Consider the following 12,227-nt stretch of genomic DNA (forward strand, 5'->3'; position numbering starts at 1 on the left):
GAGGACGCCCGCCCGTGACCGTCGAGACCATCCGCACCCACGACTTCCCGTTCGACCCCACCCACGGCTACGACCTGGACCGGCTGTTGGAGGTCGGCGTGCCCGAACCGCCGCCCGGCTTCGACGACTTCTGGCGCGGCAGGTACGCCGAAGCGCGGGCCGTCGACACGGCGCCGCGGGTGGGCGCCGTGGAGGAGGAGCGGGACGGGGTCCGCGTCCACGCGGTGTCGTACACCTCGGCGGGCGGCTTCCGGGTGGGCGGCTGGCTGACGGTGCCGGCCGACGGCCACGTCACGCGCGGCATGGTGGTGCTGCACGGCTACGGTGGCAGGGCCGCGGTCGACGTGCCGCTCCCGCCGCCGGGCACGGCCGCGATCTGGCCGTGCGCCCGGGGGTTGGGGACGCGCAGCCTGGACCCGGACATCCCCCCGGTCTCGGCCGGGCACGTGCTGCACGGCATCGGCTCGCGGGAGAGCTACGTGCACGGCGGATGCGCCGCCGACGTGTGGTGCGCGGCCTCCGCCCTGCTGGAGCTGGTGCCGCCGGCCGCGGACCGGCTGGCACTGACCGGGGTGAGCTTCGGCGGCGGGATCGGCGCGCTCGCGCTGCCCTGGGACGAGCGGTTCGCGCGCGGGGCGCTGGTGGTGCCGAGCTTCGGCAACCACCCGCTGCGGCTGACCCTGCCCTGCACCGGCAGCGGCGAGGCGGTCCGCGGCCACCACGCCCGGCACCCCGAAGTGACGGACGTGCTCGGCTACTTCGACGCGGCCGTCGCGGCCACGCGGATACGGGTCCCCGTGCACGTCGGTGCGGCGCTCTTCGACCCCTCGGTGCCGCCGCCCGGGCAGTTCGCGGTGTACAACGCGCTGGCCGGGCCGAAGGAGCTGTTCGTCCTGGCGGCCGGCCACTTCGACCACCCCGGACTCGCCCGGGACGAGGCCCGACTGCTGCGTGCCCAGCGGGAGTTCCTGACGTCCGAGGGGTGACGACCGCCCCGCGAGGAGATTTCCGCGCGTCGTATGGACACATCCCCGCGACGTGCCCTTTCCAAGCTCATACGCATGAGCGAATCAGCCCCGGCCCGGCCCGTGACCGCCGGGCCGGGCGCCCACGGGAGCTCACGGGTGCTCCCGGGTGCTCCCGGGTACCCCCAGGCGCTCCCGTGCGCTCAGGGCCTGCGGCCCCGGAAGGTGCCGCGCAGGTCGCCCACCCACGCGTCGGGGTTCTCCCAGGGGATGAAGTGGCCCCCGTGGTCATGGGCGTTGACGTTGACGTGGTGGAACCACCGCGCCTGCGGGCCGGAGACGAACGCCTGGACGCGTGCGTCGGCGGAGTGCACGCCGGGCGGGTTCTCGTACGTGACGAAGGTGAGGCCGACCGGGGCCTGCACCACCGGGGTGCGGTCGTGGGAAGGGGCCCAGGGGTAGCGGTTGGCGTTGGCGTAGTAACGCATCGACGTGGCGATGGAGTTGTTCACCCAGTAGATCGTGGCGTGGGTGAGCAGGTCGTCCTTGCTGAAGACGGACTCGACGTCGCCGCCGTTGTCGCTCCAGGCGTTCCAGCGCTCCAGCAGCCAGGCGAGCAGTCCGGCGGGGGAGTCGCTCAGCCCGTGGGCCAGGGTGGCGCCGTCGAGCATGTGCGTGGCGAGGTGGGACGCCGAGCGGCGGTCCATCGCGACGATACGGGCGCGCACGTCGGCGGGCTGGTCGTCGGTGAGGGGCCGGTTGCGGGCGAAGTCCCAGGCGCGGGGGCCGGTGAAGAAGTCGAGCGGCAGGCCGGAGCCGATGTGGATGCCGTACAGCTCGTCGGCGTACTTGTGGCCGAGCTGGCTGGTGACGATCCCGCCGATGTCGCAGCCCCCGGCGGCGTACTTCGCGTACCCCAGGGTCTCGGTCATCAGGGTGTGCCAGAGGTCGGAGACCTTCCAGAAGTTGACGTCGGGGAAGCCGGTGAGCGGGCCGGGGAAGCCGAAGCCGGGCAGGGAGGGCACGATGACGTCGAACGCGTCGGCGGGGTCGCCGCCGAACGCGGCCGGGTCGGCGAGCGGGTCGATCACCTTCGACCAGTGCCAGAACGTCCACGGCCAGCCGTGGGTGAGGATCAACGGGATCGGGCGGGGGCCGCGGCCGGGCTTGCGCAGGAAGTGCACCGGGACACCCCGCACGTCCACCTGGTAGTGCTGGTAGGCGTTGATGGCGCGCTCGGCCGCGCGCCAGTCGTACGCGTCCCGCCAGTAGGCGACCAACTCGCCCAGATAGCCGGCCGGTACGCCGTAGGACCAGTCCTCGTTCCCCTCGTCCAGCGGCGGCCGGGTCAGCCGCAGCCGGGCGCGCAGGTCGTCGAGGACCTCGTCGGGCACGTGGATCGGGGTGGGTTCCAGTGCGAACGTGCGCGCGGAGGTCATGGCGGGGGATTTTACCGGGCCGCCGACCGGCGGGACCGGTCATCCGTCCTGCCGGTGGGCGGAGTCCCGCAGGTCCACCGCGGTGGCGGCGAACGCCAGAGGCCCGGGCAGCAGCGGCAGCAGCACCGGCAGGGCCCACAGCAGCAGCGCCGCCAGCACCACGGCGGCGGCCAGCAGCGCGGTGCCGCGCGGGTCCGCCAGCGAGCGGGCCAGCGCCTCCCGTCCGGAGAGCCGGTGCGGCCCGTCCAGGGCGACCGCGCGCAGGCCGACGGCGGCGGCGCCGAGCGCGAGCAGCAGCAGGACCGGCGCCATCGCGGCGGCCCCGGGCAGCCCGGAGCGCAGCAGCCGCTCGTCGAGCAGGAACAGCACGCCGAACGCGGGCGGCACCAGGCCCTTGGCGAGCGTGGCCAGGGTCAGCCGGGCCCGGAGTTCGGCCGACAGGTCGCCCACCTTGACCTGGACTCCGCTGCCGGCGGACCGGCGCAGCACGGCGCTCGCGGCGGAGAGCGCGGCCGGGGCGGTGACCACCGGCAGGCAGGCCACCGCGGTGACCACGCCCACCAGCAGCATGTCGGCGAAGAGGGTGAAGCCGGAGCCGAACACCTCACCCGGCTCGCGCCGGGCCCGGCGGGCCTGATCGGGTACGTGGGTCGACGTCATCGGGAACCCTCCTCAGCTCTTCAGTCCGGACGTGGCCATGCCCTGCACCAGGTAGCGCTGGAAGACGAAGAAGAACAGCACGATGGGCAGGACGGAGATCACCGACATCGCGAACATCGGCCCGTAGGCGGACGTGCTCGACTGGTCGACGAAGTTCCGCAGCGCCAGCGTGATGGTGGCCTTCTGCGGCGAGAACAGGTAGATCATCTGCGCGAAGAAGTCGTTCCAGGACCAGATGAACGAGAAGATCGCGGTGGTGATCAGCGCGGGGCGGCTCAGCGGCAGGACGATGTGGAAGAACGAGCGGAACGGGCCGCAGCCGTCGATCCGGGCCGCCTCCTCCAGTTCCCTGGGCAGGTTCCGCATGAACTGCACGATGAGGAAGACGAAGAACGCGTCCACCGCGAGGAACTTCGGCAGGATGAGCGGCCAGAAGGTGTTGGTCATGCCGAGCTTGTTGAAGATGATGTACTGCGGGATCAGCACCACGTGCTGCGGCAGCATCAGCGTGGCCACGGTGAACGCGAACATCGGGCCGCGCATCCGGAACCGCAGCCGGGCGAAGGCGTAGGCGGCCAGCGAGCAGGACATCACGTTCCCGACCACCGCGCCGAGGCTGATCAGCAGGCTGTTGCCGAGCAGCCGGGTCACCGAGACGCCCGAGACGCCGTCCAGCGCGGTGCTGTAGTTGCTCCACTCGAAGTGGCTGGGCCACAGGTTGACGCTGGTCACCACCTCGTCGGCCGGCTTCACGGAGGTCACCAGCAGCCACAGCAGCGGGTAGAGCAGGGCGAGCAGCGCGATCAGGGCGACCGTGTGGGGCAGCCAGCGTCGCATGGTCAGGTTCATCATTCCGCCTCGTCCGCGTAGAACACCCAGGCCCGGGAGACCTTGAACATCACCGCGGTGACGGCCGCGATGGCGAGCAGCATCAGCCAGGCCATGGCCGAGGCGTAGCCCATGTGCGAGGCGGTGAACCCGCGCTCGTACAGGTAGAGCGTGTAGAAGAGGGTGGAGTCGGCCGGCCCGCCGTTGCCGCCGCTGACCACGAAGGCGGGCGTGAAGACCTGGAAGGACTGGATCATCTCCAGCACCAGGTTGAAGAAGACCACCGGCGAGAGCATCGGCACCGTGATGGACACGAACTGCCGCCAGGCGCCCGCCCCGTCGAGCCCCGCCGCCTCGTACAGCTCAGGCGAGATCTGCTGGAGGCCGGCCAGGAAGATGACCATGGGGGCGCCGAACTGCCAGATGGTCAGCATCACCACGACGAAGGTGGCCAGGTGCGGGTCGCCGACCCAGCCGCCGAGGTGGATGCCGAAGGTGCCGAGCACGTTGTCGACGGTGCCGCCGTCGTTGAACAGCGCTCGGAACACCAGGGCGATCGACATGCTCGCGCCGAGCAGGGACGGGGCGTAGAACGCCGAACGGTAGAAGCCGCGGCCGGCCCTGAGCCGCTTGAGCAGCAGTGCGGCGCCGAGCGCCAGGGCCAGCTTGAGCGGGACGGCGATCACCACGTACTTCAGGGTGGTCAGCACCGACCGCCAGTACCGCGGGTCGTCGAACAGCATCTCCCGGTAGTTGCGCAGGCCCACCCAGTGCGGGGCGTTGAACATGTCGTAGCTGGTGAAGGAGAGGTAGAGGGACACCGCCATCGGCACCAGCGTCACCGCGACCGCGCCGATCATCCACGGGGTGAGGAAGACATACGCCGGCCAGCGCGCCTCGCGGCGGCCGCGGGCGCGCCGGCGCGCGTCCGCCCGGTCCGCCGCCGGCCCGGCGGGCTTGGGCACGTCGATCTGCGAGACGCTCATGACTCCAGCTCCTGCTTCGCCTGGACGACGAGTTCGTGGGCCGCCTTCGCGGGCGAGGCCAGGCCGAACTCCACCCGCTGGTACTCGCGGACGAAGGCGCTCTCGATCGCGACGTCACCCTTGGGGGGCGCGGCAGGCGGGGGCTGCACGCCGTACTTCTGCATCTGCTCGTCGAACTGCCACACCTTCAGGTCCGGCCCGCTCAGCTTCCGGTCCACCTCGGCGGCGATCGCGCGGTTGGGCGGCTGGGACCGGGTGACGCCCAGGACGTCGCCGGCCTGCCGGTCGTTGAGGAGGAAGTCCATCAACTCGGCTGCCATCTGGGGGTGTTTGGAGTGGGCGCCGATGCCGATCAGCATCGTGGGCTTGAAGTAGGCGCCCGCCTTGCCGTCGACGCCGGGGACCGGGGCGTAGCGCATCGTGTGCCCGGTCGGGCTGGTGAAGCCGGTGAAGGTGGCGTCCCAGGAGTAGTCGAGGGCGTCCAGGCCGCGGCTGAAGGCGCTGATGCCCGTCGCGTCGGCCTGCGCGCTGTCCTTGGCCGACACCAGCGCCCCCGACTTCTGCAACTGGTGGCAGAAGGACCAGAACGCGGCGAGGTCCTGCTCGGTGTAGCCGAGCTTGGTGGGGCCGGCGTAGAGCTGCTTGCCGTGGCTGCGCAGCCAGTCCTCGAAGACGTCCTCGTTGCTGCCCCCGTCGTTGGAGCCCGCCACGGTCCGCCCGTCGGGGGACTTCAGCTTCATCGCGGCGATCTTCGCGTCGACCTCCGCGTAGTCCTGCCAGGTCCAGGAGGGTTGCGGCGCGGGGATGCCGGCCTGCGCGAAGACCGTGGCGTCGTAGACGTAGCCGGTGATGCCGCGGCCCATCGGCAGGGCGTACTGCTTGCCGGCCAGGTGGCCGGTGTGCACCAGCGACGGGTCCATCTCGCCGGTGTGGACGGTGCCGTCCTTGACGTAGCTGTCCAGGGGGAGCAGGGCGCCGCCGGTGGCGAACTGGGAGATCTGGCGGTAGTCCAGCTGCGCCAGGTCCGGGATGCCGCCGCCGGCGGCCTGGGTGGCCAGCCGCTGCTTGTAGGAGCCGAAGTCGGCGTTGGACATCTGGACGGTGACGTCGGGGTGCGCCTTCTCGAACAGCCGCACCGCCTTCTCGGTACGGGCCTGCCGGTCGTCGTTGCCCCACCAGGTGAAGGTGAGGGTGATGTGGTGGCCCGCGGCGCCGGAGGCACCGCAGGAGGTGAGCGCGGCCAGCAGGACGGTGCTGCAGCCGGCGGCGACCGCCGTGGCGACCGCCCGGCGGCGGAGGAACCGACGCCGGCCGCTTCGGGGCTCGGGCATGGTGGCCTTTCCGGGGTGGGTGGGTGGAGCGGTGGCGCGAGGCGGCGGGCGGGCGCCGCCGGCCGGGGGCCTGGTGGGGGACCGGCCGGTCGGCTCAGGCGCCTGGGCGGGCGCCGGGTGCGGACCGGCCGGTCGACTCCCCGCCGGGAACGGGGACGTGAGGGAACGGGTCGGCTCAGGCGTCGTGGTAGACGTCGAGCCGGCCGCACATGCCGAACCGTCCGGTCGCGGTGGGCCCGCCGGCCCGGGTGCGGGCGGCGGCGAGGTGGCTGGGGTCGCCGCCGCCGAGGGCGGCCAGCTGGTCGCGGGTGGCGGTGGCGGCCGCGTGGGCGCCCTCGCGCCAGCGGCGCTCCCACTCGGCGAGGCGGGGCCGCACCAGCTCGGCCGCCGCGCGGTGGAAGGCGGCGAGCGGCTCCGGGTCGCCGGCGGCGACCGCCTCCCGCAGCTCGACGAAGCGGCGGGTGGCGAGGTCACGGCGGGCCCGCGCCGCGACGACCTGGTCCTGCTCGCTCCCCGCGGTGGGCAGCCGGACCGCCGCCGCGTAGGTGTCGGTGTCGGTGAGCCGGTCCGGGGGCAGGGTGAGGACCGCGTCGCCCGCCTCGGGCAGCCCGCTGTTCTGCATGACGACGGTGATCCGCAGGCCGCCGTGGTTGACCAGCCGGTGGATGGTGCCGGGGGTGAACCAGGCCACCGTGCCGGCCCGCAGCGGGGTCTCCTCGAAGCCGGAGGTGGTCAGGGTCTGCACGGCGCCCTCGCCGTCCGTCACCACATACCCCTCGCTGCACGTCAGGTGGAGGTGCGGGGTGCCGCCGCCGGGCCGGCCGTCGACGGTCGGCCAGTCGTAGACGGTCAGCCGGGAGACCGCGACCGCCCCGGGGAACCCGTCGTAGGCCGTGGTCACCATGGGTGCCGCTCCAGGTGCGCGGTGACCGCCGCGCGGTCCCAGGCGCCGTCGGCGACGTGCACGCGGTAGCGGCGGGCCAGTTCCTCGCCGGGATCGAGGACCAGTTCCTCGTGGAAGGCGAAGGAGGGGGCGACGGCGGCGAACGGGTCGGTGCGGACGAACCAGTGCGCGGGGTGGGTGCCCTTCGCTCCGGTGTGGTCGTTGCCGGGTGCGTGCTCGAAGACGACGGTGGCGTGCCCGTCGCGGCCGTCGTGCTCGCCGCAGTAGGCCAGCCACGGCGCCTGGTCACCCATCAGGTCGCGCTCGGCGCTGTCGGCGTCCGCGGTGAAGGCGTGCCCGTCGCGGAAGGCCCGGGGGCCGCGCCAGAACAGCCCGGTGTAGCCGGCGGCGGGGCGCCCGGCGGTGGTGGGGCTGCCGAACCGCAACGGCTCGGAGCGCCGGTTGGTGACGGCCGAGGACCAGGTCAGGCTCCAGCTGCCGGCCTCGGCGTCGGCCCGGACCTCGATCCGGCGCTCCTCCTCGGCCCACAGCGAGCCGTCGTACGGGTGCCAGGTCAGGCGTTCGGCGATCACCACGCCGTCCGGCCGGGCGGACACCTCGTCGAAGCCGACGTGATCCATCGAGCCGATCCGCTCGGGCAGCGCCAGGTAACCCTCGCCGTGGACGTAGGTGTTGCCGCCCCACAGGTTCTGGCCCGACAGGTGCGAGGCGGTCAGCTGGAGGCCCTTGTGCCAACGGTGGTCGTTGGGGCGGTAGTCGGTGACCAGGGCGCCGCCGAGGGTGCGGATCGGGTGGAGGTACGGCTTGGGCGCCTCCCAGGCGGCCTCCGGGCGGTACACGTAGGCGAACAGCTCGGTACCGGTGGCCTGGTGGGCCACGGTGATCCGGTCGCCGTGCACGTGGGTCAGCGAGAGCGTCATACGGCCTGCTCCTCCTCGCGGGCGCCGACCGGCAGCCGGTCGGGGGCGCCGCCGTGCATGGCGGCGTAGAACGGGTCGCCTGGGCCGATCTCGCCGGCCCGGACGGTGGTGTCGGTGAAGGCGGACTTGTAGAGCGCGGCGGTGAACTCCACCACCCGCCGACCGCCCTCCCCGCTGGTCGGGTGGGGCGCGGCGGCCTCGATGTCCGCCACCAGGGCGCGCAGTTGGGCCAGGTGGGAGCTGGGCTCGTCGGGGCCGAAGTCGTTCCAGTCCCGGACCTTCCGCTCCGGGACGCCGGGGGCGGGGGTGATCCGCCAGTCGGCGTTGCGGTAGCCGTAGAGGTGGGTGAGCTCGACGGTGGCCAGCTCGCAGTCGATCCGGACCCGGCTGACCTCGTCGGGGCTGAGCACGCTGTTGACGACGGTGGCGACCGCGCCGCTCGCGAACCGGACCTGGGCGGTGGAGACGTCCTCGGTCTGCACGTCGTGCACCAGCCGGGCGGCCATCGCGCGGACCTCCCGCCACGGGCCCAACAGGTCCAGCAGCAGGTCGGTCTGGTGGATGCCGTGGCCCATGGCGGGGCCGCCGCCCTCGGTGTCCCAGCGGCCGCGCCACGGCACCGCGTAGTAGGCGGCGTCCCGGTACCAGGTGGTCTGGCAGTGCGCGACCAGCGGCCGGCCGAAGGCGCCCTCGCGCAGCAGCCGGCGGACGTGCCGGGCGCCGGAGCCGAACCGGTGCTGGAAGACGAACGACGTGGCGGGAGAGCCGGGTTCCTCGCCGGCGGCGGCGGTCATCGCGTCGTAGTCGGCGAGCGAGGGGCACGGCGGCTTCTCGCACCACACGTGGGCGCCGGCCCGCACCGCGGCGATCGCCTGCTCCCGGTGCAGCGAGGGCGGCGTGCAGAGCACCACCAGGTCGGGGCGCAGCTCGCCCAGCATGGTGTCGAGGTCGGTGAAGGCGCTCGCCACGGCGAACTCCTCGGCGGCGGCGCGGGCCGCCTCCTCGGCGACGTCGACGACGGCGACGATCTCCACCGCGCCCTCACCCGCCAGGGTGGCGAGCGCGGGCAGGTGGGCTCCTCGGGCGATGCTTCCGGTGCCCACCACAGCGGTGCGCAACGGGGGTTTCGGACGGTGCGGGGACATACGGGCCCTCTCGTGAGGCTGGCGGTACGTCATGAACGGCGCGGAAGCGGGGTGCCGGCCGGCCGCTCGATCACCGCGGGCACGGCGGCGGTCGGCCCCCGCGCCCACGGCATGCGGGCGCGCGGAGCCACCGGAAGGGTGGGCCGGCGGCTCCTTCGCCCGGCTATTCCAACGTTGTAACCAGCGCGCGTGCCGCGGGTCAACCCTTTGGGCATCGCCGACTTCCCCGCATGGTCGCCACCGGCGCGGTCTGCCATGAACTGCCCTACAATGAGGCCACTTCGAGAAGGGTCAGGTACGTGACGGCAGTGAGGCTCAAGGATGTCGCCGACCGTGCGGGCGTCTCCGTCAAGACCGTTTCCAACGTTGTACGCGGAATGTCGAAAGTGGCACCCGCCACCCGGGAGCGCGTCATGGCCGCGGTGAGCGAACTGGGTTACCGCCCCAACCCGTCGGCGGTGCGGCTGCGCACCGGCCGCAGCGGGCTGATCGCCCTGGCGGTGCCGTTCCTGGCCACGCCCTACTTCGCCGAACTCGCCCACCACGTGAGAACCGAGGCGTCCCGGATCGGGCTGACCGTCCTGATCGAGGAGACGCTGGGCGACGCCCGGGAGGAGCTGCGGCTGGCCAGTGGGCTCGGCGCGGCCATGCTGGACGGGGTGATCCTCTCCCCGCTCCGGGTGCCCTTCGACCAACTCGCCGCCACCACGGCCGGTTTCCCGCTGGTGCTGCTGGGCGAGCGGGAGGACGGCCGGGAGCGGCTGGAGACCGACCACGTCCTGATCGACAACGTGGCCGCCGCCCGCGAGGCCACCGCCCACCTCGCCTCCCTCGGCCGGACCCGGTGCGCCGCCGTCGGCGTGGACCGGCAGGGCTCGGCGACCAGCCGGCAGCGCCTGGAGGGCTTCCAACTCGCCCTGCACGAGGCGGGTATCCCGTTCGACCCCCGACTCGCGCCGCCGGTGGAGGAGTTCGACCGGCGCAGCGGGCTGCGGGCCGGCCGCACGCTCGCCGCCCTCCCGGCCGAAGCCCGCCCGGACGCGGTGTTCTGCTTCAACGACCTGCTGGCCGTCGGCGCGATCCGGGCCTTCCACGAGGCCGGTCTCGCGGTGCCCGGAGACATCGCCGTCGCCAGCGTCGACGGCAGCGAGGAGGCCCGGTACGCCACCCCCTCGCTGACCACGGTGGTTCCCGACAAGGCGGCCATCGCCTCGCTGGCCGTCACCTCGCTGGCCCACCGGATCGGCGCGGCGACCCCGCCGCGCCACGCGGTGCACCTGGCGCCGTACCGGCTGGAGGTGGGGGAGTCCACGACCGGGGTGCGGCGGCCGGTGGACGACTGAGCGGCGGCGCTTCCACGAAGGCCGGTCGGTGGCGCGTCCACGAGGACGCGGTCGGCGGCGCGTCCACGAAGGCCGGTCGGTGGCGCGTCCATGAAGGCCCGGCCGGCTTCCCCCGGCCGCGGCTCCTACCCCTGCGGCTCCTTCCCCGCGGCCGCGACCTGCGTGCGGTGCGGGGAGAGGGCGGCACGGCGATGTTCTGGTTGGTAGTGTTCCCGGCCATGCGGGTGGGCCGCTGGAACCGGGTGATCGCCGGGTGCGCCGTTCTGATCGCCGCGAGCGGGTGCGGTGGGAGCGGCGGGGGCGGCGGGTCCTCGCACTCCGCGGGCGCCCCCGCCGCGAGTTCGCCGGCAGGCCCGAGCGCGACCGGCTCGTCCGCGCCCGTGGATCGCTCGCCGTCGGGGTCGCCGTCCGGCAGCACTCCGGCGGTGCCCTCGGGCGCCACCGGCTGCGCGGCGGTCGGCCTCACCCCGGCGCAGGTCAGCCGGATCAGCGGGCTGACGGTGACGTCGCGGAAGACCAAGGGCTTCGGCTGCGCCTACACCGGAAGCATCGACGCGATGGGCCGCGGGGACACCGTCACGATCCAGCGGCTCACGTCCTCGGCCGGCCGAACCCGGTCGGTCTTCGGCTCCTTCGACCGGCTCGGCCGGTCCTGCCGCTGGGGTGATCGGCGCAAGACCCGCTTCAGCTGCACGAACGACGCCGGGGCGCGGACCGGTGTGTACGCCGGTGTGGTCGTGGTGACCGGCGGCGCGCACTCCTGGGAGGCGACGGTCAACACCACCGCCGCGGCGCCGCGCGACGCCGCGGACACCGGATTGACCGACTACCTGTCCCAGCACGGCGCCTGACCCTGGAGCGTGTCGCCCGACCGCGGATGAGCGGGGCGCGCACCCGGTGGCTCCGGGTTCGCGCCCGCACGCGTCCGTTCACGCGGTCGGGGCGCCGGCGCCGTATCCGTGCAGGAAGGCGTCGACCCCGCGGCTCACGCGGTCCTGGACCTGGGCCGGGCTCAGGGACGGGCTGCCGTAGGGGCGGATGGTGATCTCCGAGGTCACCAGGGCGATGAAGTGCACGGTGGCCCGGGCCGGTTCCGGGATGCGCAGCAGGCCGCCGTCGGCGAGCTGCTGGAGCCGGCGGCCGACCTCCCGCTGCACGCGCTGGGGTCCGGCCTGCTGCCAGGCGTCGATCACGGCCGGCGGGAAGTGCTGCACCTCGGCCTTGATCTGCCGCACCATCGCGAAGTGCTCGGGGAACTGGGTGCGCTGGCCGACGAAGGCGCGGCCGAGCGCCAGCAGATCGGTCCGCGGGTCGGTCCCGGTCACCTGCTGCTCGACCGTCGCGATGAAGGCGTCCGCGACCTGGCCGGCGCTGTCGTGGACCACGTCGGAGAAGAGCTGCTCCTTGCCCTCGAAGTGGTTGTAGATCGTGCGCGTGGACACGCCGGCCTCGGCCGCGATGGCCTCGATGCTGGTGCGGCTGTAGCCCTCCCGGCCGAAGACGGTCCGGGCGCCCTGGGTGATGGCCTGGCGCTTCCCCGCCCGCCCGCCGGTGCGGGCCGGACCGGGGCGCACCGGCGTCGCCGGGGCGGCGGGGGTGGCGTGGGCTGTCGGTGAGGTGCTCAGGGGGGCCTCCTGCGGTCGGTCGTCCGTTGCCCAATTTACCATGCACGTTGTACTTTACTTTCAGGGCTTTCCTTCACCTGG

Annotated in this window: 12 protein-coding genes; 3 read left to right on the forward strand and 9 right to left on the reverse strand. The window is 73.4% G+C overall.

Annotated elements, in window-relative coordinates; translation table 11 throughout:
• Positions 1–14 precede the first annotated feature (14 nt).
• The gene (locus ACIPAE_RS32190) at positions 15–986 is read left to right on the forward strand and encodes an acetylxylan esterase (protein WP_402450083.1); all 972 of its coding nucleotides are present in this window, start codon (positions 15–17) and stop codon (positions 984–986) included.
• A gap of 182 nt (positions 987–1,168) precedes the next feature.
• On the opposite strand, the gene ACIPAE_RS32195 is transcribed toward ACIPAE_RS32190, so the two are convergent.
• The 8 genes from ACIPAE_RS32195 to ACIPAE_RS32230 all read right to left on the reverse strand — a co-directional run bounded on the left by ACIPAE_RS32195 (position 1,169) and on the right by ACIPAE_RS32230 (position 9,178).
• Positions 1,169–2,404 carry an epoxide hydrolase family protein gene (locus ACIPAE_RS32195; RefSeq protein WP_402450088.1) on the reverse strand — a complete coding sequence of 412 codons (1,236 nt, stop codon included), beginning with the start codon at positions 2,402–2,404 and terminating at the stop codon, positions 1,169–1,171.
• Positions 2,405–2,443: 39 nt separating this feature from the next.
• Complete coding sequence (locus ACIPAE_RS32200; protein WP_402450089.1) at positions 2,444–3,064, reverse strand: hypothetical protein; 621 nt, start codon at positions 3,062–3,064, stop codon at positions 2,444–2,446.
• A gap of 12 nt (positions 3,065–3,076) precedes the next feature.
• The gene (locus tag ACIPAE_RS32205) at positions 3,077–3,913 is read right to left on the reverse strand and encodes a carbohydrate ABC transporter permease (protein ID WP_328474830.1); all 837 of its coding nucleotides are present in this window, start codon (positions 3,911–3,913) and stop codon (positions 3,077–3,079) included.
• Positions 3,913–4,878, reverse strand: coding sequence for a sugar ABC transporter permease (locus ACIPAE_RS32210; protein ID WP_328472709.1), 966 nt, complete (start codon positions 4,876–4,878; stop codon positions 3,913–3,915). Before ACIPAE_RS32210 ends, ACIPAE_RS32205 begins: the two co-directional genes overlap by 1 nt.
• On the reverse strand, positions 4,875–6,209 hold the full coding sequence (locus ACIPAE_RS32215; RefSeq protein ID WP_402450091.1) for an ABC transporter substrate-binding protein: 1,335 nt from the start codon (positions 6,207–6,209) through the stop codon (positions 4,875–4,877). Before ACIPAE_RS32215 ends, ACIPAE_RS32210 begins: the two co-directional genes overlap by 4 nt.
• 175 nt (positions 6,210–6,384) lie before the next feature.
• Positions 6,385–7,113, reverse strand: coding sequence for a cupin domain-containing protein (locus ACIPAE_RS32220; protein WP_402450093.1), 729 nt, complete (start codon positions 7,111–7,113; stop codon positions 6,385–6,387).
• Entirely contained in the window at positions 7,107–8,033 is a 927-nt protein-coding gene (locus ACIPAE_RS32225) for a PmoA family protein (protein ID WP_329362031.1), read from the reverse strand. The genes ACIPAE_RS32220 and ACIPAE_RS32225 overlap by 7 nt, the downstream gene beginning before the upstream one ends.
• Entirely contained in the window at positions 8,030–9,178 is a 1,149-nt protein-coding gene (locus tag ACIPAE_RS32230; RefSeq protein WP_366411719.1) for a Gfo/Idh/MocA family oxidoreductase, read from the reverse strand. The genes ACIPAE_RS32225 and ACIPAE_RS32230 overlap by 4 nt, the downstream gene beginning before the upstream one ends.
• 299 nt (positions 9,179–9,477) lie before the next feature.
• Here ACIPAE_RS32230 and ACIPAE_RS32235 point away from each other — a divergent pair, with 299 nt between their 5' ends.
• Together ACIPAE_RS32235 and ACIPAE_RS32240 are read left to right on the forward strand one after the other, a co-directional pair.
• Entirely contained in the window at positions 9,478–10,521 is a 1,044-nt protein-coding gene (locus ACIPAE_RS32235) for a LacI family DNA-binding transcriptional regulator (protein WP_366411718.1), read from the forward strand.
• 191 nt (positions 10,522–10,712) lie between these two features.
• Entirely contained in the window at positions 10,713–11,372 is a 660-nt protein-coding gene (locus ACIPAE_RS32240) for a hypothetical protein (protein ID WP_402450098.1), read from the forward strand.
• 78 nt (positions 11,373–11,450) lie between these two features.
• Here ACIPAE_RS32240 and ACIPAE_RS32245 read toward each other — a convergent pair whose 3' ends face one another.
• Entirely contained in the window at positions 11,451–12,188 is a 738-nt protein-coding gene (locus tag ACIPAE_RS32245) for a TetR/AcrR family transcriptional regulator (protein WP_328472720.1), read from the reverse strand.
• Positions 12,189–12,227 lie beyond the last annotated feature (39 nt).

This window comes from Streptomyces sp. NPDC087270 (genome assembly GCF_044744625.1).
GTDB lineage: Bacteria > Actinomycetota > Actinomycetes > Streptomycetales > Streptomycetaceae > Actinacidiphila.